The sequence below is a fragment of the Novosphingobium sp. BL-S-20 genome, assembly GCF_055521635.1.
This window is the reverse complement of the sequence record NZ_CM145493.1, coordinates 1,326,619-1,352,527: the sequence shown is the minus strand read 5'-3', so window position 1 is coordinate 1,352,527 and position 25,909 is coordinate 1,326,619. Positions and strand designations below refer to the sequence as shown.

17 protein-coding genes are annotated in these 25,909 nt (G+C 64.7%); 10 read left to right on the top strand and 7 right to left on the bottom strand.

Annotated features, from left to right (window positions below):
- The first annotated feature begins 93 nt into the window (after window positions 1-93).
- Both ACZ1II_RS05595 and ACZ1II_RS05590 read left to right on the top strand, forming a co-directional pair.
- Window positions 94-771, top strand: coding sequence for a response regulator transcription factor (locus ACZ1II_RS05595; RefSeq protein ID WP_465143430.1), 678 nt, complete (start codon window positions 94-96; stop codon window positions 769-771).
- A 7-nt stretch (window positions 772-778) separates the two neighbouring features.
- Window positions 779-2,155: a HAMP domain-containing sensor histidine kinase gene (locus ACZ1II_RS05590; RefSeq protein ID WP_465143429.1), complete on the top strand. Its 1,377-nt coding sequence runs from the start codon at window positions 779-781 to the stop codon at window positions 2,153-2,155.
- Here the strand turns inward: ACZ1II_RS05590 and ACZ1II_RS05585 are convergent.
- From ACZ1II_RS05585 to ACZ1II_RS05575, 3 genes are read right to left on the bottom strand one after another with little or no spacing between them, the layout of a single operon-like run.
- Window positions 2,137-3,975, bottom strand: coding sequence for an Svx/AvrXca family virulence/avirulence protein (locus tag ACZ1II_RS05585; RefSeq protein ID WP_465143428.1), 1,839 nt, complete (start codon window positions 3,973-3,975; stop codon window positions 2,137-2,139). The genes ACZ1II_RS05590 and ACZ1II_RS05585 overlap by 19 nt on opposite strands.
- Before the next feature lie 2 nt (window positions 3,976-3,977).
- On the bottom strand, window positions 3,978-6,737 hold the full coding sequence (locus tag ACZ1II_RS05580) for a DUF5695 domain-containing protein (protein WP_465143427.1): 2,760 nt from the start codon (window positions 6,735-6,737) through the stop codon (window positions 3,978-3,980).
- Between the two features lie 18 nt (window positions 6,738-6,755).
- A complete protein-coding gene (locus ACZ1II_RS05575; RefSeq protein ID WP_465143426.1) occupies window positions 6,756-9,119 on the bottom strand; it encodes a S9 family peptidase in 2,364 nt (787 codons plus the stop codon).
- 202 nt (window positions 9,120-9,321) lie between these two features.
- Between ACZ1II_RS05575 and ACZ1II_RS05570 the strand changes: the two genes are divergently transcribed.
- From ACZ1II_RS05570 to ACZ1II_RS05540, 7 genes are all read left to right on the top strand, one after another.
- Window positions 9,322-10,014 carry a FadR/GntR family transcriptional regulator gene (locus ACZ1II_RS05570; RefSeq protein ID WP_465143425.1) on the top strand — a complete coding sequence of 231 codons (693 nt, stop codon included), beginning with the start codon at window positions 9,322-9,324 and terminating at the stop codon, window positions 10,012-10,014.
- Between the two features lie 92 nt (window positions 10,015-10,106).
- The gene (locus tag ACZ1II_RS05565; protein ID WP_465143424.1) at window positions 10,107-12,467 is read left to right on the top strand and encodes a beta-L-arabinofuranosidase domain-containing protein; all 2,361 of its coding nucleotides are present in this window, start codon (window positions 10,107-10,109) and stop codon (window positions 12,465-12,467) included.
- An 8-nt stretch (window positions 12,468-12,475) separates the two neighbouring features.
- The gene (locus ACZ1II_RS05560; RefSeq protein ID WP_465143423.1) at window positions 12,476-15,286 is read left to right on the top strand and encodes a DUF885 family protein; all 2,811 of its coding nucleotides are present in this window, start codon (window positions 12,476-12,478) and stop codon (window positions 15,284-15,286) included.
- On the top strand, window positions 15,276-16,862 hold the full coding sequence (locus ACZ1II_RS05555) for a family 43 glycosylhydrolase (RefSeq protein WP_465143422.1): 1,587 nt from the start codon (window positions 15,276-15,278) through the stop codon (window positions 16,860-16,862). Before ACZ1II_RS05560 ends, ACZ1II_RS05555 begins: the two co-directional genes overlap by 11 nt.
- Before the next feature lie 217 nt (window positions 16,863-17,079).
- The gene (locus ACZ1II_RS05550) at window positions 17,080-19,815 is read left to right on the top strand and encodes a TonB-dependent receptor (protein WP_465143421.1); all 2,736 of its coding nucleotides are present in this window, start codon (window positions 17,080-17,082) and stop codon (window positions 19,813-19,815) included.
- Between the two features lie 189 nt (window positions 19,816-20,004).
- Entirely contained in the window at window positions 20,005-20,919 is a 915-nt protein-coding gene (locus ACZ1II_RS05545) for a dihydrodipicolinate synthase family protein (protein WP_465143420.1), read from the top strand.
- Window positions 20,920-20,929: 10 nt separating this feature from the next.
- Window positions 20,930-21,928, top strand: a complete 999-nt coding sequence (locus ACZ1II_RS05540) for a 4-hydroxyproline epimerase (RefSeq protein ID WP_465143419.1) — start codon at window positions 20,930-20,932, stop codon at window positions 21,926-21,928.
- Window positions 21,929-21,969: 41 nt separating this feature from the next.
- Here ACZ1II_RS05540 and ACZ1II_RS05535 read toward each other — a convergent pair whose 3' ends face one another.
- Together ACZ1II_RS05535 and ACZ1II_RS05530 are read right to left on the bottom strand one after the other, a co-directional pair.
- Entirely contained in the window at window positions 21,970-22,749 is a 780-nt protein-coding gene (locus tag ACZ1II_RS05535) for an ABC transporter ATP-binding protein (protein ID WP_465143418.1), read from the bottom strand.
- Entirely contained in the window at window positions 22,743-23,828 is a 1,086-nt protein-coding gene (locus tag ACZ1II_RS05530) for a FecCD family ABC transporter permease (RefSeq protein WP_465143417.1), read from the bottom strand. The genes ACZ1II_RS05535 and ACZ1II_RS05530 overlap by 7 nt, the downstream gene beginning before the upstream one ends.
- Here ACZ1II_RS05530 and ACZ1II_RS05525 point away from each other — a divergent pair.
- Entirely contained in the window at window positions 23,827-24,678 is an 852-nt protein-coding gene (locus tag ACZ1II_RS05525; protein WP_465143416.1) for an ABC transporter substrate-binding protein, read from the top strand. The genes ACZ1II_RS05530 and ACZ1II_RS05525 overlap by 2 nt on opposite strands.
- Here ACZ1II_RS05525 and bluB read toward each other — a convergent pair.
- On the bottom strand, window positions 24,665-25,300 hold the full coding sequence (gene bluB, locus ACZ1II_RS05520; protein ID WP_465143415.1) for a 5,6-dimethylbenzimidazole synthase: 636 nt from the start codon (window positions 25,298-25,300) through the stop codon (window positions 24,665-24,667). The genes ACZ1II_RS05525 and bluB overlap by 14 nt on opposite strands.
- Before the next feature lie 2 nt (window positions 25,301-25,302).
- Entirely contained in the window at window positions 25,303-25,908 is a 606-nt protein-coding gene (cobO, locus tag ACZ1II_RS05515; protein ID WP_465143414.1) for a cob(I)yrinic acid a,c-diamide adenosyltransferase, read from the bottom strand.
- Between the last annotated feature and the right edge of the window lies 1 nt (window position 25,909).

Genomic DNA, 25,909 nt, shown 5'->3' with positions numbered 1-25,909 from the left:
GGCGGCCTGCCGCTCGACCTGCGCGCGGCGGATCGATACGGGCGGGCTGTTTGACGCCCTAATTACCGTAATGCCGTGCCGGGACTGACCTTTATGCAGATTCTGCTTGTCGAAGACGATGCCAGCCTGGCGGCCCATGTCGCGGCGGGCCTGCGCGAGGCCGGGCATCTTGTCGATCACCGGGCCGATGGGCGCGAGGGGCTGATCCAGGCCACTTGCGAGACATACGACGTGATCGTGCTCGACCGGATGCTGCCCTCGCTCGACGGGCTCAAGCTGCTGGCGGCCCTGCGCGCGACGGAGAACACCACGCCCGTCCTGATCGTCAGCGCGCTGGGCGACGTGGACGAACGCGTCCGGGGCCTGCGCGCGGGCGGCGACGATTACATGGCCAAGCCTTTCGCAATGTCCGAACTGCTCGCGCGGGTCGACAGTCTGGGCCGCAGGGGCGCCGCCGTGGCCGAGCCGGGCGATGTCCTGCGGGTGGGCGATCTGGAGATCGACCTTGTCGCCCATGTCGTCTCGCGCGGTGGGCGGCGGATCAACCTGACCCTGCGCGAACTGCGCATTCTGGCCTATCTGGCGCGCAACGCCGGACGGGTGGTTACGCGATCGATGCTGCTGGAAAACGTGTGGGACTACAATTTCGACCCGCAGACCAACGTCATCGACCAGCATATCTCCAAGCTGCGCCAGAAGATCACCGAGGACGCCGAGGCCCCTCTGATCCACACGATCCGGGGCCTCGGCTATGTGATGCGGGCGGAGTGATCCGGCGATGACGCGCCTCCTGCGCAGCCTCTCGTTCCGGCTCGCGCTGACCTATGCGGTGCTGTTCAGCCTCTCGGTCGCGGTGTTGTTCGGCGCGGGCTACTGGTGGCGGGTGACGCGGCCAATGGCGGAAGTCCGCGCGCGCGTCGAGGCGGAAGCGGGCGAGATCGGCGCGGTCTACCGCAAGTCGGGTATCGCCGCTGCACAGGCCGTGCTGGAACGCCGGGCGCATCGCCCTGCCGCGCGGGTTCCGTTCCATGTCCTCGTCGCCCCCGATGGCGAGATCGTCTCGGCCAACCTGCCGAGCTGGCCGCTCCGGCCCGGAAGGGACCTTACCGTGATCGAGGCAGACCGTTTCGTCGACGGGTTTGAGATCGACCACTCCGCCATCGTCCGTGACCGTGCCATGCCGGACGGCGGGCGGCTGATCGTGGGGCGCGACGTGCAGGACATCGTCGATGACGAGGACCTCTTGCGTACCGGCGCGATCTGGATGCTCTGCGGCACGCTGGCGCTGGGACTGACCGGGGGCTGGCTGATGAGCCGCGCGATCGGCAAGCGCATCGACATGGTGGCCTCCACCGCGCTGCAGGTGATGGAGGGCGACTTGTCGGGCCGTGTGCAGGTGCGGGGCACGAACGATGACTTCGACCGCCTCGGCGTCACGCTCAACCTGATGCTCTCACGGATCGAGAACCTGTTCGAGGCGGTGCGCCGGGTGTCGGACAATGTGGCGCATGAGTTGCGCACTCCGCTGGCGCGGCTTGCCGGAAAGCTTGAAGTGCTGGAGCACGACCTCGGCGACGACCCGGCTGCCCGCCGTGCCGTGTCCGAGGCCATTGGCGAGGCGAACCGGCTGCGGCAAATCTTCGCGGCGCTGATCCGCATCTCGCGGCTCGAAGGTGGGAGGGCCGCCGCGCAGGTCCAGCGTACCGATGTCGTGCAACTGCTGGAGGACGTGGTGGAGTTCTACCAGCCTGATGCCGAGCGGCGGGGGGTCGATCTCGTGCTAGATGCGCGGCGGCCGCTGGTGGGGGACCTCGATCTCGATCTGGTGTTCCAGGCCATGTCCAACTTGCTGGACAATGCGCTCAAGCATGTGCCGGACGGCAGCCGGGTGGAAGTGCGGGCCGGACGGCAGGGCGGGGACCTGCTGCTGGCGGTGTCCGACAACGGCCCCGGTCTCGCCCCCGCCGACCTCGCGCGGGTGACGGAGCCGTTCTACCGGGCGGAAGGCTCGGCGGGCGTTCCGGGCGAGGGACTGGGGCTCAGCATGGTCGCCGCGATCGCACAGGTCCACGGCGCGCGGATCGTCTTTGCCGACAACCGGCCGGGCCTCTCCGTGTTGCTGCGGTTTCCCGGCGCTCAGGGTATCCAACGATAGATCGGTTTTGCGGTGACTTCGGGCACCGGCGCGGCGAGTTCGGCGCCGTGGGCCGGGTCCTTCACCGTCTCCGGATCGACGAAGCCGTAGAACACCCCGCGCGTTGCCGAGCCGCCGCGCTGCTCGACGTCGCCAATGTTCCGGGCCGTTCCCGAAAGGACGATGCCCTTCTCGTACTCGCCGATGCCGAGCATGGCGGTGGCCGCCTGGGCCTTGTCCTTGAGCACGGTATTGCCGCGCAGCACGGTTAGCCCGGACACTATCGCATCGTCCAGCACTTGCACCTTGTCCAGCACGACAGCGTGGTCCTCGATCCGCGCCTTGCCCGAGACGGTGCCGGAGATCACGCGGGCATAAGGGCCGACATAGGCGCTGGCCGCAACGCTGGCGGAGGGGCCGACCCAGCCGCCGCCGTTGGGATGGCGATGGCCGACGAGGACCGGCTTCGGCGCGTCGGGCAGGGCGCCGTCGAATTCGACCATCCACGGATAGCGGTAGACCGAATACCAGGGCTGGTCCCAGCGGATCTTCTGCATCTGCGAGGGTGTGGCCATGACGACGAGATAGAGACCGGTGTCGCCGGGCTGGATCGCGATCGAGGCCACCCCCTTCGCGCCGCGTTGGAGCGTGCTGTAGCGGCTCCTGCCGTCCGCGCCGACTGCGACAATGCCCCAGCGCCAGTCGGAGGCAGGGGCCGGGATCGCCGTGGGTTCGTCGGCCAGACCCGGTAGGGAAGCGACGGCGCTCGTCTGCTGGACCACGCCGCGGAAGGTCACGGTCACGCGGTCCCGTCCGGCATCGGCATGCAGCTTGACCACGTTGTAGCCCCAGCGCTGCGGCGCCCACATTTCCGGCACGGCGAAGCGGCGGCGTTTCGCGTCGATGGGGTCCAGCACCGTGGCGGAGAGGATGCCTGCGCCTGTGGTCTGGTCGTAACTGCCGTAGTTGCGGCGGAAGACCGCGCCCTGATCGCTGCCGTCCGGGTTGGTGTAGTCCCAGTTCGCGTTGTGGAGCGCCCAGTCGCCGAAGGTGTCGTTGAGCTGGTCCTGCGTCCAGCCCATGTTGCGCTGGAGCACGCTGAAGGGATCGGCGATGAGGCGGGCCGGATCGTCCTTGCCGGGGGCGGTGCGCCAGATCGCATTGACCGCCTCGAAGCCCTTGGTGTCCTTCAGGTATTCGAGGAACTGCCAGTTGCAGTAGCGCGTCCGGGTCGAGCCGTAATAGAGGTGCGGGTACTGTTTGAGCAGCACCGAGCAATGGGGGTTCTCGCGGAATTCCGGAAGCTGCACTGTCATCCAGTTGGCGTGGCTTTCGAACAGCCAGCCGGTGAAGGGCGAGTCCATCAGGCGGCCGGTTGCGGCCTGCAAGGCGTGGGTCAGCTCATGCGCGAGGCCGAAGCGGTCCTTCAGCGCGGCGGGATCGATCCACATGCCCATGTGGCCGAGCTGGTCGCTGCCGCCGGTAAGACCATAGCCCACGCCGATATAGGCATTGACCTTGAACTTCTCCGCCGAACCGCAATGCGGCTCGGGGAATTTCAGCGTGCCGAGGAAGTAGTTCCAGACATATTCGAGGTGCTTCGTGGCGGCCTTCGCGACGTCCGGTTCCACCGTGCCGGGCTTCCAATGGAGCGCGAAGTGCTCGCTTTCCATCTGGAGCGGCAGCGCCGAATTGGCCGCATCGGATGGATCGGTGGCGGCGACCTTCCAGTCCCCGGCCACGCAGGCCGCACTCGGTGTGGAGCCGGTGGCCGGGGAGGCAAGCGCCGGTGCTGACGGAATGGCTAATGCCAGCACCGAAGCCTGAAGCAGGACTTTCATTGTCAGCGCGGGCTGAGTGTGACGGCGGTTTCGCCGGTGCCGAGCGTGATGGCATAGCCGCCGCGATCCGCCGTGCCGGTGTCGGTGCCGTAAGTCTTGCCGCCTGCCGTCGTGGTCTCGAACAGGAGGCGCGCGCTGGGCGCGGTGGCCGAGGCCGGGTCTAGCCGGAGCACGACCTTGCCGGTCTTCGCGTCGTAATCGGCGCTCTTGATCCGGCCCGATTCCAGCGTGATCCAGAGACCAGCGGGAGCGACGAAGAGGCGGCGGCGGGCGCCGTCCTTGGGTTCGATATGGACCTTCCCGCTCTTGGCGGTGAGATCGCCGCCGAAGCCCAGCCAGCCGAACTGCGGATCGTTCACGACATAGCTCGCCGACGTGATCGCATGGCCGTAGAAGCCCATGCCGTAGTCGCCGGTGATGACATCCCACTTCATCATGTCGGGCCAGGAGTGGAACGCCGCCGAGCCGAAGCCCTGCTGGTCGATATTGGTGATGCCGCCCATCATGCCGCCATAGGCGACGCGCAGCAGGTGCAGGTCGGTGGGGTTCTGGCGATAGGCGTCGAACAGCGGCACCGCGTTGAGCGCCGAGCCGTAGTGGTGGATCTGCCGCTCGATGCGCGAGACTTTGCCGCCGTAGAGGAAGTCCCAGTAGCGGCGGGCATTGCCGTTGTAGCCCCAGCTCGGGATGGTGGGGTCATAGGCGAGAATGACTTCGCGCGTCTCGTCGGCCTGCGGCTGATAGCCGAAATAGCGCATCCAGGCGTAGACTTCGGGCTGGCCGGTGGAATCCCAGGCCATCTCGCTGCCGAACGGGAACTTGAGCGTGCGCCAGTGATCGGCGCGGCCCTTCATCAGGCCCTCCATCTCGGCGGCTTCGGCAGTCAGGCCCTCGCGCTTGAGGTCCTTGAGGATGTCGAGGAAGACATCGCCCTCCATCTGGCCGAACTGTGCATAGTAGGGTGCATCGCGCATCATCGCGACCGAAGTGCGGTAGGCCCACTCCAGGTAGAACTTCCAGTCGTGCTGCTTGACCAGCCCCTGGTTATCGCGGGCGAGGCGGTAGAGTACCCAGTGGCCGATGGCGACATGCGGGTAGTTGTAGGAACGGCCGAGATCGTCCGAATCCTTCTTCGACCAGGAGGTCCAGCTCTTCCAGTTGATCTTGGGATCGTAGTAGTTCGGGAACTCGACCGGATCGTAATAGAAGATGCTCTTCTTGACCGCGCCTGCCTGTGGGCCGTCCTTGACCTGAAGCGTGCCGAGCACGGTCTCGTTGACGAGGCGCTCCAGCTTGGCGACTTCTTCCGGATTGGGATTGTCGAGCTGCTTCATCATCGCCGCGACCCATGAACCGGCGCCGCCTTCGTCGCTCATGCCCGCCACCCAGACGCGGCCGTCCTGCGTGAGGATCTTGTTGTCCTCGCGGTCGTAGGAGAGGATTGCGGGGCTGCGGTGGAAGGGGTCGCCTTTACCCTCGAACCACTGGTTCGTCGTGGTGAAATGGCCGATATCGGCCATGACCTGATCGAGCGGCTTGGTGATGTAGTAGCTGACGGTCTGCTTCTGGCCGTCGGCATATGTCACCGTCAGGCGGGCCTGACCCCAGCCCGAAGCCTTGACCTGATAGCGCGCCCAGCCGGTTCCGCTCTTCTCGGCGGTCGCGGTGAGAGCGCCTTCGGGGAAGGATTCGATCTTCGCGACTTTGCTCGGGGTCTTGAGGAAGAGGCTCGCGGTCTGGTCGGTTGGCACGACGTAGCCGGGGATGCCCACGGCCACCGGGCGCTTGTTCGCGACCAGCGTATCCTCGATCTTGCGGATATCGGGGGCGGTCACGAAGCGCAGGCCAATGGTGCGGCTCTCGCCCGGTGCGAGGGTGAAGCTGGTCGGCTCGTTCCACTGCTGGCCGGCCTTGACCCATTCCTTCTCGGCAAAGCCCTTGCTGGCGACGGTCCAGTCGTAGAACCCTTCCGAGACCTGGCTGCGCTGGCTCCTGTCGGTGAAGATGTCGCCGTCCTTGGCGGCGCGCGCCTCGATGATCGGGCGATAGGCTTCGAGCGGCGTGCCCTTCTCGGGCAGCACGAGCAGGGCGGGGCCTTGGCCGTTGAGGCGCGTGACCTGAAGATAGCCCGCATCGCGGCCGATATAGGGATCGACGAAGCTCGCCTCGGCATGGGCCTGGTCGAGATCGCGGTCGAGGATGATGTTGTCGAACACCATCGGCATGCCGAGGCCGCCGATCTCGACGGGGGCGCTGCTGGTGTTGACGAGGGTGAAGTGCATGGCGAGCACGCCCGCCTCGTTCACCCAGCGGCGCTCGACGCGCAGGGGAATGCCTGCACCCATCGAGGCGGTGATGTCGGCGGCGGCCAGCACGCCATTGCCGCCTGCGAGCGCGGCGATCTGCTTGCGGGCATGGGCGGAGGAGAAGTCCTGCCAGCCGGAACCGGCGGTCTTCAGGCGGATATGGATGTCGCCGATGTGGACGTAGCCGTCGCCCGCGCGCTCGGGTTCGCGGCCTGCAGGGACGAAGTCGAAGGCGGTGTTGCCCTTAGGCGAGAGGTGCGCCAGCGTCTGCGTGTCGGCCCGCAGTGCGAGATCGAAGGCCGGGGTCTGCATCTCTGTCTTGGCGATCGGCGGATAGACGGGCTTCGGCTTCTGGGCCTCGCCTTCCTCGGCATAGGCTACGGTCGTCGGCAGCATCGCGGGGAGAGTGCCGAGCACCAGGGCGACGAGCGGCAAGGGCTTCAGGAGACGCTTCATTTCAGGTCCTCGCGGGATTTACTTGGCTGCCGGGGCAGCGGGAGCGGCCGCCTTCACGGGGCCGAGGGCAGGCGGCGTTTCGCCGAGCAGATACTGGGTGAAATAGTCGCGCAGCTTCTTCCAGAAGAAGGGCCGGTAGACGTTGTGCGTGGCATTGGGCATCACGATCAGATCGACGTCCCGCCCGGCATCCATCAGCGCCTTGGCGAGGCGGTAGCTCTCGGTGACGGGCACGTTGTCGTCGATATCGCCGTGGACGAGCAGCAGGTGGCCCTTGAGCTGGCCCGCGACCGACATGTTGGAATTGCGCTCCCAGGTCGCCTCGTCGGCATAGCCCATCGAGACTTCCGGCCACCAGGTCTTGTCCAGCCGGAGGTCATGGTTGCCCGAGGAGGAGACGCCCACCTTGAAGAAGTCCGGACGGCGCAGCACGAAGCGCGCGGTGTCGTAGCCGCCCGCCGACCCGCCGAACACGCCGACGCGGGTCACGTCCATATAGGGATACTTCGCCGCCATCTGCCGGATCAGCGCGATGTGATCGTCGAGACCGACTTCGCCGAGGTTCTGGAAGGCGGGCAGGCGGAACTTCTGGCCGCGCCGCGAGGTGCCGGTGCCGTCGATCATGACGACGATCGCGCCGATCTGCGCCACGCTATTGCCGGAAACGCGGCGTGCATCGCTCCAGGTGGCGGGAACGTCGGTGGTGGTCGGGCCGGTATAGACGTTGTCGATCACCGGATAGCGGCGCTTTGGATCGAAGTGCGCGGGGCGATAGATCATGCCGTAGATCGGCGTCGTGCCGTCCGCCGCCACGCCCTGGAACGGCTCGGGCGGGGTGTAGCCGGTGGCGAGCAGGCGGCTGTCGTCGGCCTTGGCGAGGTCCATGACGATGCGCCCGGTCTGCCCGTCGCGGAGCACCGCGCGGGTCGGCGAGGTTGGGCTGGACATCTGGTCGACGATCCATTGGCCGTCGGGCGAGACCGAGGCGTTGTGGTCGAGCGGTTCCGGGGTCAGCTCGGTGAGCGCGCCGCCCTTGGTCGGAACGCGGTAGAGCGCGCGCCAGTAGGGATTGCGCGTAGCCTCGCGGCCGACGCCGGTGACGACGAGCGAGGACTTGTCCTCGGCCACGTTGTCTACCGTGAGGACTTCCCAGTCGCCGGTGGTCAGGGCCTTGCCCCCGTCCGGATCGTCGGGCGTGACGAGATAGAGCTGCGCCCAGCCGCTCCGCTCCGAGATCGAAAGCTCGCCGCCCAGTTCGGGCGAGGGGAAGATCATGCTGGAGGTGACGGTGACGACCGGCTTCACCGCTTCATGGGCGATGATCTTCGCGGCGCCGGTCTCGGGATCGGCAAGGTAGACGGCCTGCTGCTTGTAGCCGCGCTCGGTCCAGAGCATGCGGATCTTGCCGTCTAGCCAGCCCATGTCAGGGGCGGAAGGGTAGAGGATGGATTCCGATGGCACCTGGATCGGCACGATCCGCGCCTTACCCTTCTTCATCGCCTCCCTGACGTCGATCACGAGGCGCGCGGCTTGCGGCAGCTTCTCGGCGCCCGCCAGCGGATAGATGTACGTGAAGCTGCGCGGATAGAAGCTGCCCGGCGGGTTCTGCTGGGTGATCGAGAGCTTCTTCACCTCGCGGGTATCGAGCCGCCAGGTCAGCAGGTAGCGCCCGTCCGGCGACCACTGCGCCGAGACCGGCATGGCCGGGTCCTCGGTGCCGTCGCGCAGGATATCGGAAAGCTGCGGGATGGAACGGCCATAGGGCTGTTCGCGCGTGCCATCGGTGGTGAGCGCCACTTCGCGGCCCGTCGCGATATCGACGGCGTAAAGATTGTAATCGCGCGCGACGATCTTCGTCTTGCCGTCGGGCGAGGGGAGATCGAATTCCCGGTGGTCGGCTTCCTCGACCTGAGCGGCCTTCCCGGCGGCGTCCATGCTCCAGAGTGCGCCGTCGAAGGCGTGGAAGCGGACTTCGTTCTTCGCCGGATCGTATTCCACTTCGGCGATATAGGCATCGTCGAGCGCGACCGGGGCGCCTTTCGCCGCGGTCAGTGCGGCAAGCAGGGCGGCGGTCGTCGTGACCTGCCGGGCCTGCCGGGTGCCGAGATCGAGGAACTGGTAGCGCTGGTCGAGGCGGTTGCCGGTGCGGTAGAACAGGCCGCCCTCGACGAAGCGCGGGGCGATATCGGCATTGTCGATCAGATCGCTGAGCGCGCTGCCGAGGAAGCTGTCGGCAGCGGCATAGCGCTGGTCGATGCTCGGCTGGGCGGCGGCGGCACGCGCAGCGGTGTCACGCGCGTAACTCGGGATCGGCGCGGTGGCGGCCATGGCGAGAGCAAGCAGGCTGATGGATTTCGACAGGGAGGTATGCAAAGCGCTCACGGCTGCGGTCCATCGGTTATTTCGGGAGAAGATCTTTGTCATGACGCCGGCTGGCATGACCGTCAAGAAAAATATACGATATATGATCTGCGCTTTTCTGGACTAGCCAGAGCGTTATTCTTGATACAGACCAGACGCGATGACGAAAGAGAGCACAATGACCCTAAGCGGTTCGGGTGAAGGTCCTGAAATGCTGCCCCTCATGAGTGGGCGCCTCCATCACGCTGTGGCTCAGCGGTTGGCGACGCAGATCGTCAGCGGGGATTATCTGGAGGGCCATGTCTTCCCGGCAGAAGTCGAACACGCGGAAATACTCGGAGTATCTCGCTCGGTCCTGCGTGAGGCATTCCGTATGCTCACGGCCAAGGGGCTGGTCTCCAGCAGGCCCAAGGCGGGGACGCGGGTCAACGAGCGGCGCAAGTGGAACCTGCTCGATCCCGATGTGCTGTCCTGGCAGATCCAGTGCGGCGCCAGCGACGAATTCCTGCGCGACTTGTTCGAACTGCGCATGGTCGTCGAACCCCAGGCTGCCGAAATGGCGGCGCTGCGGCGGGACGATGGGCAATTGCTGGATATGGCCAATGCGCTCGACACGATGGAGCGCTACACGCTCACCAGCCCCAAGGGCCGCGCCGCCGACATCCGCTTTCACGAACTGCTCATGGAGGCGACGCGCAACGAGATGCTGCTGGCGCTTTCCAATTCGATCTCGACCGCGATCGCCTCGACCACCGCGATCAAGCACGGCATGCAGGACAGTCCGCGCGATCCCATGCCCGAGCATCACGCGCTCTATACGCAGATTGCCGAGCGCAACCCGGCCAAAGCGCGCAAGGCGATGATTACGCTGATCGAGCTGGCCCATGCCGATACCCAGGTGGCGCTTCGTCGCTGAGGTTCGCGGCGGATATGCGACAAAGTAGCTATTGACTTCGAGAGTCTGACTTCTATCAATAACGTATACGATATTCGATAGGAGTTATGGAAATGCAGGCCAATCGGCGCGAATGGATGGCGGGCGTGGCGGCGCTTGCCATTTGCTCTGTCCCCCTCAAGGGTTTCGCCGCCGTCATTGCGCCCAAGCTTCCCATCAAGGCGAAGCCGCTGCCGCTGACCGACGTGCGCCTTGCGCCGTCGGACTATGCGACTGCGGTCGAGGTCAATGTCGACTACCTGATGTCGCTCAGCCCCGATCGCTTCCTGCACAACTTCCGCAAGTATGCGGGTCTCGACCCCAAGGCGGCGATCTACGGCGGTTGGGAATCGGACACGATCGCCGGCCACACGCTGGGTCACTACATGACCGCGCTGGTCCTGGCCTGGCAGCAGACCGGCAACCCGGAATGCCGCCGCCGCGCCGACTATATCGTCGACGAACTGGCGGAATGCCAGGCGCAGCGCACGGACGGCTACATCGGCGCGCTCGGCCGCAAGACCAAGGACGGCAAGGTCGTCGACGGGCAGGAAATCTTCCCCGAAGTCATGCGCGGCGAGATCAAGTCGGGCGGGTTCGACCTCAACGGCTCGTGGTCGCCGCTCTATACCGTGCACAAGTACTTCCAGGGCCTGCTCGACATCAATGCGGCCTGGGGCAATGCCAAGGCGCTGGAAGTGGTCATCGGTCTCGGCGGCTACTTCGAGAAAGTCTTCGCCGCGCTCGACGACAAGCAGATGCAGGAACTGCTGGGCTGCGAATATGGTGGCCTGAACGAGAGCTATGCCGATCTCTACGCCCAGACCGGCGATCTGCGCTGGCTGAAGGTGGCGGAGCGCATCTACGACAAGAAAGTGCTCGATCCGCTGGTGGCGCAGGAAGACAAGCTCGCCAACTTCCACGCGAATACGCAGGTGCCCAAGCTGATCGGCCTCGGCCGTATCCACGAACTGACGGGCAAGGACGAGCCCGGCCGCGCCGCCCGCTTCTTCTGGGAGCGCGTGACCCAGCATCACAGCTACGTGATCGGCGGCAATGCCGACCGCGAATACTTCTTCGAGCCCGATACCGTCGCGCTGCACCTCACGGAATCGACCTGTGAGCATTGCAACACCTACAACATGCTCAAGCTGACCCGTCAGCTCTACTCGTGGCAGCCGGACGGCGCGCTGTTCGACTATTACGAGCGCGCGCACCTCAACCATGTCATGTCGGCACAGAACCCCGAGACCGGCGGCTTCACCTATATGACGCCAATGATGAGCGGCGCTCCGCGTGGCTATTCGGGTCCCGGCGAAGAGGCATTCTGGTGCTGCGTCGGCTCGGGCATGGAAAGCCATTCGAAGCATGGCGATTCCATCTTCTGGGAAGGTGACGACACGCTCTTCGTCAACCTCTACATCCCCTCGACCGGGCAGTGGAAGGCCAAGGGCGCTGCTTTCACCATCGCCACCGAGTACCCGTTCAAGTCCGACGTGAAGATCGCGCTCGATGCCGTGAAGCAGGGCAAGTTTGCCGTCGCGCTGCGCATTCCCGGCTGGTCGAATGGCAAGGCGACCGTGACCGTCAACGGCGCGCCGGTGCCCGCCACGCCGGTCGGCGGCTATGCCGTGATCGACCGTCGCTGGAAGAAGGGTGACGTGATCGCGCTGAACCTACCGCTCGAACTGCGCCTCGAAACCGCGCAGGGTTCGCAGGACGTGGTTGCCGTGGTGCGTGGCCCGCTGGTCATGGCCGCCGATCTCGGCCCGGCGGAGATGGAGTTCACCGGCGTCGAACCGGCGATGGTGGGTGACAACCCGCTGGCCGCGTTCAAGCCGATCGTTTCCGACCGTCCGCGCTTCCAGACCACCGGTATCGTCCGTCCGGGCGACCGCATGTTCGTGCCGTTCTACAGCCAGTACGACCGCCGCAGCGCGGTCTACTTCAAGCGCTTCACCGAAAGCGGCTGGAAGACCGAGGAAGCCGCGTTCCTGGCCGAGCAGGCCCGCCAGAAGGACATCGCCGCCCGCTCGATCGACGTCATGCACCTCGGCGAAATGCAGCCCGAGCGCGACCACGAGCTGACCTCGGAAATTTCCTACCCGGTCTCCTATCGCGGCCGTAACGGACGCGATGCCCGCTCGGGCGGCTACTTCGAGTTCAAGATGAAGGTGAAGCCGGGGCCGCTGCTGCTTCAGGCCAGCTATTGGGGCAGCGAGCGTTCGCGCGTGTTCGACATTCTCGTGGACGACGTGAAGATCGCCACCCAGAAGCTCGACAACGATGCCGCCGGCAAGTTCTTCGATGTGGACTATCCGCTGCCCGAGGCTCTCACCAAGGGCAAGAGCAGCGTAAAGGTCCGCTTCCTGCCGCATGACCGCAGCTCGGCCGGTCCGGTCTTCGGCGTGCGCCTGTTTACTGCCAAGAAGTGAGCCTGTCCTTGAGTGAAGACGTTGCCCTGACGATCGCGGAGGCGGACGAACTCGCCCGCACCGTGCTCGAAGCCTGGGGCCTTGCGCCCGACCATGCCGCCGCCGTCGCCCACACCATGGTGTCGGGTGAGCGGGACGGCTGCACCTCGCACGGGCTTTACCGCCTCCTTGTCGCCGCCAATTCGGTCGAGCGCGGGGTGGTGGTGCCCGATGCAGTGCCCGAAGTGAGCGAACCGGCGCAGGCGCTGGTGCGCGTGGACGGCAAGGGCGGCTTCGCCCAGCTGCCGTTCGAGCGCGGCATGCCGCTGCTGGTGGAAAAAGCGCGAAAGTTCGGCATTGCCGCGATGGCGCTGAACAATGTGGTCCACTTCGCCGCGCTCTGGCCCGAGGTCGAGGCGCTGGCGGAGCAAGGCCTCGTCGCCTTCGCCTTTACGCCCAGCCATTCCTGGGTGGCACCGGCGGGCGGGACCAAGCCGGTGTTCGGCACCAACCCCATCGCTTTCGGCTGGCCGCGCCCGGATCGCGCACCGTTCGTCTTCGACTTCGCCACCAGCGCGGTCGCGCGGGGCGAGATCGAACTGCACCGCCGCGCGGGCAAGGAAATCCCGCTCGACTGGGGCTACGATGCCCAGGGCAATCCATCGAGCGACGCCAAAGCCGTGCTCGACGGCGCCATGCGCACTTTCGGCGGACACAAGGGCTCGGCGCTCGCCGCCATGGTCGAACTGGTCGCGGGGCCGCTGATCGGCGACATGACCAGCGCGGAATCGATGGCAGCGGATCAGGATCGCGGCGGGTCTCCGATCGGCGGCGAGTTCATCATCGCCATCGATCCGGCAGGCTTCCTCGGTGCGGGTGTGGAAGAGCACTTGCGCCGGGCGGAAGCGATGTTCGACATGATCGAAGGGCAGGGCGCTCGCCTGCCGGGATCGCGCCGCCTGATCGCGCGGGCGCAATCCGACGAGGAGGGGCTGCGCATTCCCGCCAAGCTCCACCAGGACATTCTCGAGGTTCTCGAAAGGGGAAATGACGTGAAGAATTCGGTTGGCCGCGCCATGATGCTGGCCGGCGCCGCACTGGTCACCACGCCTACGGTTTCGGCGGTTGCCGCTCCCGCCGCACAAGTCTCCAAGAAGCAGACTGCTGACCAGGCCTTCGAGGCGATCTACACCGCCGAATACGAATGGCGCCAGAAGCAGGTCGGCCCCTGCGAGGATACGCCCAAGGACAGCAAGATCGTCCTGCCCGACCTCGGCCCCAAGGCGCAGGCAGACCGTCTCGCCTGCTGGACGAAGGTGGAAGGTCAGCTTGCCGCCATCGACCAGAAGCAGCTTTCGCCCGCCAATCGCGTGAACTTCGCGGTCTACAAGGGCCAGGTCGACGCACTGCTCGCTTCGCAGCGGTTCAGGGACTACGAAAAGCCGTTCAACGCCGACACCAGCTTCTGGGGCGATCTGGCCGACTGGGCGCGCAATCCGTTCAAGGACAAGGCCGCCGCCGACAACTATCTCGAAATGCTGCGCGAAATCCCGCGCTACTACGACCAGCAGATCGAGAACATGCGCGCGGGCCTGAAGCGCGGCTTCACCGGCCCGCAGATCACCCTCATCGGGCGCGACAAGGGCATTGAACTGGTGACGCAGGCCAAGTCGGTCGAGGCATCGCCGTTCTACGAACCCTTCCGCAAACTGCCTTCGACGATCCCCGCCGCCGAGCAGGAAAAGCTGCGTGCCGAGGCCCGCAAGCTGATTTCAGACGGCGTCGTGCCCGCGCACGTCAAGCTGCTCGCTTTCATGCGGAGCGAGTATGAGAAGGGCGCGCGCAAGACGCTGGCGGCTTATGACCTGCCGGACGGCAAGGCCTATTATCAGTCGAAGATCGCCGAGTTCGTCACCCTCGACAAGACGCCGGAGGAGATCCACCAGATCGGCCTCAGCGAAATGGCGCGCATCCGTTCGCAGATGAACGAGGTGATGAGCCAGGTCGAGTTCAAGGGCGATCTCAAGGCCTTCCTGCACTTCCTGCGCACCGATCCGCAGTTCTATCCCAAGACCCCGAACGAGCTGCTGTACCGGGCGGCCTGGATCGCCAAGCAGTTCGACGGCAAGGCGGACCAGTTCTTCGGCCACATGCCGCGCAGCCGCTTCGCCATCAAGCCGGTGCCGGACGATATCGCGCCGTTCTATACCGGCGGTCGCGGCGGTCCGGGGATCTACCTCGTCAACACCTACGACCTGCCGAGCCGTCCGTTCTACTCGCAAGTCGCGCTGACCTTGCACGAGTCCGCGCCGGGCCACGCCATGCAGATGCCGCTGGCGATGGAGAACAAGGACCTCCCCGCCTTCCGCCGTGACACCTACCTCTCCGCCTATGGCGAGGGCTGGGCGCTCTATTGCGAGGCATTGGGCGAGGACATGGGTATGTACGAAACGCCCTACGACCGCTTCGGCATGCTCAGCTATCAGGCCTGGCGCGCCTCGCGCCTCGTCGTCGATACCGGCATCCACGCCATGGGCTGGACCCGCGAGCAGGCGCAGCAGTACTTCCGTGACAACACCGCGCTTTCGGACCACGAGATCGAGACCGAAGTCGATCGCTACATCTCCTGGCCGGGTCAGGCGCTGTCCTACTACATGGGACAACTGGCCTTCGTGGATGCACGCAAGAAGGCGGAAACCGCGCTGGGGCCGAAGTTCAACATCCGCGCCTTCCACGATGCGGTGCTGGAATTGGGCGGCGTGCCGTTGCCGCTGATCGACCAGCGCGTCGACCAACTCATCAAGGATGGCGGCAAGGGGCCATACCCCGATGAGGAATAAGCTCGCAGTGATCCTGGCGGCCGGTGCATTCGCATCGGCCGCCTCGGCGCAGCAATCCGCTGCCCCGGTGGGACGGGAGATCACCGTGCCGGGCAATCCGATCCTCGCGGACGGCGACTATTACTCGGCCGATCCTGCACCCTTCGTCGCAGACGGGCAGTTCTGGATCCTGACCGGCCACGACATGGCCGCGCCCGACGTCAACGACTTCATCATGCCGGACTGGCAACTGCTGCGGACGGACGATCCCACCCCCGGCCCGAACGGCGCGAAGTGGACGCATTACCCGGCGTTCCTCAAGCCCGAAAACGTCTTCGCCTGGGCCGAACCGGCAAGGGCCTATGCCGGGCAGATCATCCAGGGACCGGACAAGCGCTTCTATCTCTATGCCCCGGTCATGGAGAAGAACAGCGACGCCAAGGACCGCTTCGCCATCGGCGTGGCCGTGGCGGACAGTCCGGTCGGCCCCTGGCGCGACGCCCATCCTTCGGGGCCGATCGTCTCGCAGAAAGTGCCCGTCGCCAACGATATCCAGAACATCGACCCGACGATCCTGATCGACGACGATGGCAAGGTCTATCTCTACTGGGGTACCTTCGGCCAGCTGCGCGGCATGGAACTGGCGCGCGACATGATCACGCCCAAGGGGCCGGAGCAGACCATTACCGGCCTCACCGGCTTCTTCGAGGCGCCGTGGATCATGAAGCGCAAGGGCACCTATTACATGCTCTATGCGGGCAACAAGGCAGGCCCGACCTCGGACTGCACGCCTGCGGTCTACCATGCCTGCATCGCGTATGGCACCGCGCCTTCGCCGATGGGGCCATGGACCTATCGGGGCGTGGCGCTGAAGCCGGTATCCTCCACGACCTCGCATCCGGGCGCGGTGGAGTTCAAGGGCCAGTGGTACATGGTCTATCACACGGCGGACGCGAAAAACGGCGGCCATTTCCGCCGCAGCGTCGCGGTCGACCGTATGGAGTGGGACGACAGCGTCAGTCCCGCGCTTATCCGCACGGTCGTGCCCACCCTGCGTCCGCAGCCGCCGCAGGCCCCGAGCCGCAACATCGCGCGCTCGGCCTGGGCTACGGCTTCGAACGATCCGGTACCGGTGCAGTTCTGGATCAAGTCGCTCAACGACGGCGTGGTCAAGCAGGCCCCGCTGCCGCCCGACATGTGGGGAAGCTGGTCGCCGAACAACCCGCCGCAGCAGTGGATCGAGTATCGCTGGGACAAGCCGGTGACGATCGACGGCTCGCGGATCCGGTTCTGGAACGACCAGCCCGCAGGGTCTGGCGTCGGTGTCGCGCCGCCCGCGAAGTGGCATCTGGAATATTGGGCTGCCAAGGGCTGGACGTCGGTACGGGGCGCGAGTGCCTACGGCACCGCTACCGATGCTTTCCAGGAAGTGTCGTTCCCCAAGATCACCACGCGCTGTCTTCGCGCGGTGATGGACGCCTCGACCGACGGCAAGACCCACGCGGCGCTGGCCGTGCAGGAATGGGAAGTGCTGACCCCCAAGGTTGAGCAGCGCAATCTGCGCAGCGACGGGTCACCGCCCGGACCTTGCGCCTAGAAAGCTAGATTTCCTCGAATACCCAAAGGAGCGCAGGTGAAGACCTGCGCTCCTTTTTGCATGCGCTTTGCGGAAATTTCGCGGCCTCTGATTAGTCGGACAAAATATTTCCGAAACGTCACAATTCCGATTGACACAATTCAGATATCGTAGGACGTATACGATATAAGCAAGGGCGCCAAACCGAAGGTGCCAAGGAATCAAACAGGGGGTTTCTATGACATCGTTAAAAGTCCTCAAGCTATCGACTGCTCTGACTTCGGTTATCGCTCTTGGCGTCACCGCGCCGGTTTTCGCGCAGACCGGCAATGCTTCCGCATCCGAATTGTCGGACCAGGATGAAGGTCCTAAGGCCGACATCGTCGTTACCGGCGTGCGCGGCAGCGTCGAGGCTGCCGCGACGAAGAAGAAGAATTCGAAGCAGATCGTCGATTCCGTGGTTTCGGAAGACGTCGGCAAGCTCCCCGACAACAACGTTCCCGAAGCACTCTCGCGCGTGACCGGCGTGCAGATCGACCGCGCCCGCGGCCAGGGCCAGAGCGTCACCATCCGCGGTCTCGCTGAAGTGCAGACCACCGTCAACGGCAACAACACCAACCTTGGCGACGGGCGTTCACTGAATCTGGCCGACATCCCAGCCGAACTGCTGAAGCAAGTGGATGTCTACAAGACCCGCACCGCCGATCAGGTCGAAGGCGGCATCGCCGGCACGGTCAATGTCGAACTGCGCCGTCCGTTCGATCTCAAGCGAGGCTGGACTGTCGCCGGCAGTGTCCGCGGCTCGTATGACGACATTTCCGAGAAGGTCAGCCCTTACGGCAGCCTTCTGGTGGCCAATCACTTCGATACCGGAATTGGTGAGTTCGGCTTCCTCGTGAATGCCTCGTGGACCAAGACCAATTACCGCGAAAACTACATCGAGAGCGAATCCCCGTTCGAGCGCACGCTTACCGACGGCTCGACGGTTGTGATCCCCTATCGTGCCTATTACGGCATCGAGCAGGGCAATGTGAAACGTCCCTCGATCAACGCGGTCCTGCAGTGGCGTGCCAGCGACAAGCTCGATTTCGTCCTTGAGGGCGGCTACCTCGGATCGCGCGAGAAGCGTTCGGTCGAGCGTCTCTATGTTCAGGACATGAACGTGACCGGTACGCTGAGCAATGTCGTGCTCATGCCTGACGGTCGCACCGTGAAATCGGCAACGATCACGAACCCCACCGGCCTTCCGGCGGGTATCGACACCCAATACAACAACTTCCACTCGAACCTGTATACCTCAAACCTTGAGGCGCATTACAATTCGGGCATCGTCCATATCAATGCCAGCGCACAGTACAATTGGTCAAACGAAGGCAACTACTTCGTCGAGACGATCGTACGCCCGGGTACGCTGACTTCGGCCAATGTCGATTTCGCCTCCGACGTCTACAGCAAGGGCGCGCCCTCGATCTCGTTCAACGGCGTCGATCTTTCGGACGTGTCGAAATACGTGGTCGATCGCTTCCAGGACAATCGCGGCGGATCGAAGAACCGCGAATTTTCGGCACAGGCAGACCTTACTCTCGACATAATGCCCGATGGCCTGCTGCGCAGTTTCCAGGTCGGCACACGCTACAACCGCCGCAAGGCCAGCCGCTACTACGGGTATCGCGACGGCTTCCCGCGGGTAAACGGTACATATGCTCCATTTAGCACATTCCCGGGCTTCGATACGGCATCGCTCGTCGGCCCCGATATCGGCGGTTCGACTGCGGAATGGTATCGTATCCCCGGTTCCGTGGTGATGTCGAACGTCGCGGCCATCCGCGAGTACATCCAGCAGTACGATACGGGCAATGCCGCGCGCTTCGCCAGCGAGTTTCCGCCGAGCGACCAGGGGCAGACCTTCCGTTCGACCGAAAACAACTTTGCCGCCTATGCCCAGCTCAACTATGCCTTCGACGTCGGCGCGATCAAGATCGACGGCCTGGCCGGTGTGCGCTACACCAATACCTGGGGCAGCTCGCAAAGCTTCAACTATCGTCCCGGCGATATCACCAACGGCTATCAGGACATCGTCGAGGCTTCTCCCGGTGCCGCAAATTACTACGACTTGCTGCCGAGCGTAACCTCGATCATTCACTTCTCGCCCAAGACCCAGTTGCGCCTGTCCTACACGACGAACGTCCAGCGTCCGAGCTTCTATGACATGCGTCCGTTCTATTTCGCAGAAACGCGGGGCACCACTCCGGTCATCTTCGCCGGCAACCCTGACCTCAAGGCTCAGCGCGAACAGGCCTTCGATGTCAGCGCCGAATACTACTTCGGCCGCGGCGGTCAGGTCTCGCTTGCGGGCTACTACAAAAAGGCAACCGGGTTCCTCTATTACAGCCGCGAAGAGGCTACTGCCGAGCAGTTGCTGGCCTATGGCGTGGACCTGAGCAACTATCAGTCGGGAATCGGCTACATCGAGCAGCAGCGCAATGCGGGTGACGGCAAGTTCATCGGCATGGAAGGCACGCTCCAGTCGTTCTTCGACTTCCTGCCTGGCTTCCTCAGCAACTTCGGCGCCAGCGTGAATGCCAGCCACATCTTCAAGGCCCGCATCGAATATCCCTATCCCGAGGACTTCCCCGGCGCGTTCGACTCTCCGAACACCTCGAAGTGGACGGCCAACGCCACGCTGTTCTACGATACGCCGAAGTTCAGCGCCCGCGCTGCATTCAACTGGCGTTCCTCGTACCGCATGGGCATCTGGCAGCAGAACCCCGAATATTCGCCTTATCAGGACGATACCTATAAACTCGACGCCGCAATCAACTACACGCCGGTGCCGTTCATGACGCTTTCGCTTGAGGCTTCAAATATCCTTGGCAACGATGTCTATCGCTACCATGGCAGCGAGGCCATGCTGCCGCTGGGCGTGCGCACTCTGGCGCGGACGGTTCAGGGAAGCGTCCGCTTCCGCTTCTGATGTTCGAAGCACCGGGCACAGAGTGAGAAAAGGAAGCCGCCTCGGGAAACCGGGGCGGCTTTTCTCATGGATTGCCCGGCGGTTCGAGGCGAGGCACAAAATTCGAGGAGAGTGTGAATTTTGCAATTGCAGCACACTTCATAATATCGTATACGATATTTCAATTCAGAGAGAGTAGGAAGAACTTACATGGCAATTGGTTGGAAGGGTGTGTTCCCGGCAGTGACGACGCAGCTCCGCGAGGACCTGTCGATCGATCTCGCCGACACCCAGCGCGTCGTCGACGATCTGATCAACGACGGCGTGACCGGCGTGATCGCACTCGGCACCGTGGGTGAGAACAACTCGCTTGAATACGACGAAAAGATCCAGGTTCTCTCGGCCATCGTCGAAGCGGTGAACGGCCGCGTTCCGGTCGTCACCGGCGTTTCGGAATTCGATACCCGCCGTGCCGTGCGTTATGCCCAGGCTGCCGAAAAGGCCGGTGCCGATGGCCTCATGCTGCTGCCGCCGATGGTCTACGTGCCCAAGGCGCACGAACTCGTCGCGCACTTCAAGGGTGTTGCCGATCAGACCGGCCTGCCGATCATGCTCTACAACAACCCGCCGGCCTATCGCACCGTGATCGACAAGGACGTTCTTGCCGCACTGGTCGATGTCAAGAACATCGTCGCAGTCAAGGAATCCGCACCGGATACCCGCCGCTTCACCGACTTCAAGAACGAGTTCGGCGATCGCTACACCCTGTTCGCGGGTCTCGACGATGTGGCGCTCGAAGGTCTCTACCTCGGCGCGCAGGGCTGGGTTTCGGGCCTCACCAATGCCTTCCCGAAGGAATCGGTCGAACTGGTCAAGGCGTTCGAGCGTGGCGACCATGCCAAGGCCATGGAAATCTACCGCTGGTTCATGCCACTACTTCACCTCGACGCCGAGCACGATCTCGTCCAGTCGATCAAGCTGGCCGAGCAGGTCATGGGTCGCGGTTCGGAACGCGTCCTGCCGCCGCGCTATGTCCTTGAAGGCGCTCGCCGCGCCGAAGTGATCGCAATGGTCGAAAAGGCCGCTGCCACCCGTCCCGACCTGACCGTCGCGGCAGCAGCATAAGGGAGCGTCGATGCGGCACACTTTCTTCTGCATCGACGGCCACACAGCCGGTAACCCCGTTCGCCTTGTGGCGGGCGGGACTCCGCTGTTGAAGGGCGCCTCCATGTCCGAGCGGCGCCAGGATTTCCTGTCGCGCTTCGACTGGATACGCACCGGCCTGTGCTTCGAACCGCGCGGGCACGACATGATGTCGGGCGGCTTCCTCTATCCGCCGACCGATGCCGCCAACGATATCGGCATCCTGTTCATCGAGACTTCGGGCTGCCTGCCGATGTGCGGCCACGGCACCATCGGCATGGTCACCTTCGGCCTCGAACATGGGCTGATCCAGCCCGCGACGCCGGGCAAGCTGCGCGTCGAGGTTCCTGCTGGCGTGATCGAGATCGCCTATGAAACCGAAGGCCAGAAGGTCACCTCGGTGCGCATCACCAATGTCCCCGCCTATGTCGCCGAGCGCGGCATCGAGGTGGACGTGGAGGGCATCGGCCCCCTGACCATCGACGTGTCCTATGGCGGCAACTATTACGCCATCGTCGAACCGCAGGGTAACTACACGGGCCTCGACGATCTCGGCGCCTCGCGTATCATCGAGCTTTCGGGCCGCATTCGCGAAGCCGTGCGGGCGAAGTACGAGCCGGTCCATCCGCTCGATTCCACGATCCGCGGCGTCAGCCACGTCCTCTGGGCCGACAAGCCCAAGCATGAGGGCGCCGATGGCCGCAATGCCGTGTTTTACGGCGACAAGGCTATCGATCGCAGCCCCTGCGGCACCGGCACTTCGGCCCGCATCGCGCATCTTCATGCGACCGGCCGCCTCAAGCAAGGCGAGCGTTTCGTGCACGAAAGCTACATCTGCAGCCGCTTCATCGGCGTGGTGGAGCAGGAAGTCATGCTTGGTGACAAGCCCGCGATCATTCCCTCGATCGAAGGTTCGGCGATCGCGACCGGCTTCAACACGATCTGGATCGACCAGGCCGACCCGTTCTGGGCCGGTTTCCAGGTGACCTGATACGGAGGCGGGGAGAAGGCGTGTGGGCCTTCTCCCCGCCTTTAGTTCCGTGCCCGTTCCAGCGGCACGACGAACGGCAACGGCCCAGCCATGTCGATATGGCTGGTCACGCCGTAGACTACATGCAGGCGCTCGGACGTGAGGACCTCTTGCGGTGTCCCATCCGCGACGAGTTCACCGCCATTTACCAGCAGCAGCCGGTCGCAATAGCGCGCTGCCATCGTCAGGTCGTGCAGCACGGCGACGACGAGCTTGCCGTCATGCGCCTCGCGTGCGAGCAGGTCCATCACATCGATCTGGTGTCCGGGATCGAGCGAGGCGAGTGGTTCGTCCACCACCAGCGCCGGAGCACCGACCGCGAGCGCGCGTGCCAGCATCGCGCGGGCGCGTTCGCCGCCGGAAAGTTCCGTCGCCACTCTGCCTGCGAGGTCGGTCACGTCCGCGCGGGCCATGGCGTCCTGCACGGCAGCTTCGTCGTCGGCGGAAATCCGTGACATCGGACCGAGATGCGGCAGGCGGCCCAGCGCCACGAGGCGCTCGACCGTGAGGGGCCAGTGCAGGGTCTGGCCTTGCGGCAGATAGGCGACGCGGCGGGCGAGGTCGCGGGGTTGGAGGGCAGAGATCGGCTCGCCGTCCACCGAGACCGTGCCGTCGGTCGCCGGCACTAGCCCGAGCATGGCCCTGACCAGAGTGGACTTGCCCGCACCGTTGGGGCCGATCACCCCGACCAGCGCGCCGGGGCGAAGGGTTGCGGAAAGGCCGCGCAGGACCTCGCGGCGGCCGAGACGGACCCGCAGGTCCTCGATGGCGATCGTCACCACAGGCGGCGCTCCCGAAGCAGGTGGAAGAGGAAGACCGGGACGCCGAGAAAGGCTGTCACCACGCTGAGCTTGAGTTCGGCATCGGTCGGGATCAGGCGCACGAGCACGTCGGCGGCGGTCAGCAGCACGGCACCGCCCAGCAGCGAGGGCACGAGCAGCGCGGAAGGGCTGCGGTCGGTCAGCGGCCGGATCAGGTGCGGCACGATCAGACCGACGAAGCCGATAGCGCCCGATACCGCGACCGCGCCGCCTACCCCGATGGCGACGCCGAGCATCAGGCGGCGGCGGGTATGGCGCAGATCGACGCCCAGCGAGCGGGCGCCGTCCTCGCCCAGCGACAGCGCGTCGAGCGCGCGGGGATTGGCCAGCAGCAGGGCTACGCCGATAGCGACGCAGGGCAGTGCGATCCAGACATGCTCCATCGCCCGGTTCTCGATCGAGCCGAGCAGCCAGGACATGATTTCCATCGCCGCGAAGGGATTGGGCGAGAGGTTGAGCGCCAGACTGATCCCGGCGCCTGCCAGCGTCGAGACCGCGATGCCCGCGAGGATCAGGCTCAGCGGGCTTTCCGAACGTCCGGCTAGGGCGAAGAGTAGGGCGATGGCGACCAGTCCGCTCAAGATGGCGAGCAGGGGCAGCATCGCCGGATGCCATTCGGACAGCCCGAAATAGAGCGCGATCACGGCGCCGAGTGCCGAAGCGTTCGATGCGCCCAGCACCGAGGGTTCGGCAAGCGGATTGCGCAAGTAGCCTTGCAGCACCGCTCCGGCGAGACCGAGCATAGCCCCGACCATCAGGCCGATCAGGGTGCGCGGCAGGCGCAGTTCAAACAGGATCGCGCGCGCAACGCGGTCGTGCGCGGGATCGGTCAGCGCCGAGAAGATCCGGCCCCAGCCTAGCGAGACTGGGCCGACGGTGAGCGAGATGAAGGCTACGGCAACAAGCGCGATACCCAGCAGCGGGATCAGGGCCGGATGGCGTTGGCGGGACGAACTGCGGCTCTGCACGATAACCTCGCATGCGATCGGCTGCCCGTCACGCTTGTGTCCCGGGTCCGTGTTGGTAAGGACCCATGCCATGGGCTTCGGAAAAATCCATCGCTATCTTCGCCTTGTCCCCTGCCTCGTGCTGCTGGGGGCCTCGCCGATTGCGCCTTCCGGCGAGCGGAGTGTCAGTGCCAAGGCCAGGCCGCACCGGATCGTTTCGCTGAATCTCTGCGCGGATCAGTTGCTGGTCGCTCTGGCGGACCGCAGCCAGATCGCAGGGCTGACACGCTATGCCTCCGACCCGGCCATGTCGAATGTGGCCGCTGCCGCCAGGGGGCTGCCGGTGTTCGGTGGCTCGGCGGAGGAAGTGCTGGCCGCCGATTCTGATCTCGTTATCGGCATGCCCGCCCGGCGCAATCCGGCCATCGCGGTGCTCAGGAGCCAGCACTATTCCTCGCTCGACCTGAAATCGGCGAAGAATTACGACGAGATTCTTGCCGCGATCCGCGATGTTGCCCGCGCAGTCGGTCATCCGGAGCGCGGCGAGACGATGATCGCGCAGATGAATGCGCAGCTTGCCGGGCTGCACAAGATCGGTCGCGGCAGGGTCGCCGCCTATTACCAGCGGCGCGGCTACCTTACCGGGACGGGTACGCTGGTGGACGACCTGATGACGCGGGTCGGCCTCGTCAACCTTGCAGGGAAGCTGGGAAAGCCCTCGCTCTCGCAGATGAGCCTTGAGGAAATGGCTGTGGCGCATCCCGATTACATCGTGATCGATAGCGCTACCCAGCGGGTTTCCGATCAGGGCACCGAGATGATCCATCATCCGATTCTGCGGGATATTCCGCGCGTTGCGATCCCGCAGGCCTGGACCGTCTGCGGCGGCCCGGCTTACGTCAAGGCGGCGAAGGCGCTGGCGGCGCAGGTCAGCGCTCGCTGACGTTGCTCTGCCAGTCGAGCCGGGCCTGCCAGCCTCGCCGTTCGAGTTCGGGCACATGGTCCTCTTCGAGCGGATGGCCGAGGCACAGCAGCGCGATCAGGCGCCAGTCCTGCGGCACATCCAGAAGCCCGGTCACATAGCCAGGTTCGACCACCGAGACCCAGCCCAGCCCCAGCCCCCTGGCCCGTGCGGCGAGCCAGATTGTATGGATTGCCAGAACCACCGAAAAGGCGCGCGTTTCCGGCATCGTCGCCGCGCCGAGACGCCCGCCGATGGGGGTGGCATCGTCGCAGAACACTACGATCAGTTCGGGAGCCTCGCGCATGCCGTGGAGTTTGAGCGCGGAATAGGCCGGGCGGCGATCCTCGGCCATCGCCGCTCCGGCAAGCGTGATTTCGGCGTCGGCATGGGCAGCCAGCGCCTCACGTAGTTCGCCCGAACGCACCCGCACAAAACGCCATGGCTGCGAATTGCCGACCGAGGGCGCAAGCTGCGCCGTCACCAGTAGTTCGGTCACGACCTCTTCGCCCAGCGGATCGCTACGGAAATGGCGCACGTCGCGGCGCCATGCCAGCAGCTCGGCCAGTTCGTGCTGGAAGTCGGGGCCGAACTGCGGCGGCATGATCAGAATTCGATACCCGCCTGCGCCTTCACACCGGAGCGGAAGGGATGCTTCACCAGCGTCATTTCGGTGACAAGATCTGCGGCTTCCATCAGCGCCTCCGGGGCGTTTCGGCCGGTGACGAGCACATGCTTCATCTCACCGCGCGCGGTAAGCACATCGAGCACTTCGTCGAGCGGGAGATAGTCGTAACGCAGCACGATGTTGAGTTCGTCCGCCAGCACCATGTCATAGGCCGGATCGGCAACCATGCGCTTCACTTCTTCCCACGCCTCGCGCGAGAGTTCGATATCGCGGGCGCGGTCCTGCGTGTTCCAGGTGAAGCCTTCGCCCATCGGCTTGAATTCGACCTGATCGGAGAAAGCATCGAAAACGACCTTCTCGCCGGTGGTCATCGCGCCTTTCACAAACTGGACGACGCCCACTTTCTTGCCGTGGCCGATCATGCGCACCACCATGCCCAGCGCGGCGGTGGTCTTGCCCTTGCCCTTGCCGGTGTGGACGATCAGCAGGCCTTTTTCGACCGTCTTGCCGGCCATGATCTTGTCATGCGCGGCCTGCTTCTTCTTCATCTTCTCGGCGTGCTGTTCGTCGGTACGCTGCACCATG

Coding starts and splice junctions, on each gene's coding strand:
- ACZ1II_RS05540 (WP_465143419.1), top strand. CDS start 20,930: ATGCGGCACACTTTCTTCTGCATCGACGGCCACACAGCCGGTAACCCC.
- ACZ1II_RS05585 (WP_465143428.1), bottom strand. CDS start 3,975: ATGAAAGTCCTGCTTCAGGCTTCGGTGCTGGCATTAGCCATTCCGTCA.
- cobO (WP_465143414.1), bottom strand. CDS start 25,908: ATGGTGCAGCGTACCGACGAACAGCACGCCGAGAAGATGAAGAAGAAG.
- ACZ1II_RS05565 (WP_465143424.1), top strand. CDS start 10,107: ATGCAGGCCAATCGGCGCGAATGGATGGCGGGCGTGGCGGCGCTTGCC.
- ACZ1II_RS05590 (WP_465143429.1), top strand. CDS start 779: ATGACGCGCCTCCTGCGCAGCCTCTCGTTCCGGCTCGCGCTGACCTAT.
- bluB (WP_465143415.1), bottom strand. CDS start 25,300: ATGCCGCCGCAGTTCGGCCCCGACTTCCAGCACGAACTGGCCGAGCTG.
- ACZ1II_RS05595 (WP_465143430.1), top strand. CDS start 94: ATGCAGATTCTGCTTGTCGAAGACGATGCCAGCCTGGCGGCCCATGTC.
- ACZ1II_RS05555 (WP_465143422.1), top strand. CDS start 15,276: ATGAGGAATAAGCTCGCAGTGATCCTGGCGGCCGGTGCATTCGCATCG.
- ACZ1II_RS05525 (WP_465143416.1), top strand. CDS start 23,827: ATGGGCTTCGGAAAAATCCATCGCTATCTTCGCCTTGTCCCCTGCCTC.
- ACZ1II_RS05545 (WP_465143420.1), top strand. CDS start 20,005: ATGGCAATTGGTTGGAAGGGTGTGTTCCCGGCAGTGACGACGCAGCTC.
- ACZ1II_RS05530 (WP_465143417.1), bottom strand. CDS start 23,828: ATGGCATGGGTCCTTACCAACACGGACCCGGGACACAAGCGTGACGGG.
- ACZ1II_RS05570 (WP_465143425.1), top strand. CDS start 9,322: ATGAGTGGGCGCCTCCATCACGCTGTGGCTCAGCGGTTGGCGACGCAG.
- ACZ1II_RS05550 (WP_465143421.1), top strand. CDS start 17,080: ATGACATCGTTAAAAGTCCTCAAGCTATCGACTGCTCTGACTTCGGTT.
- ACZ1II_RS05580 (WP_465143427.1), bottom strand. CDS start 6,737: ATGAAGCGTCTCCTGAAGCCCTTGCCGCTCGTCGCCCTGGTGCTCGGC.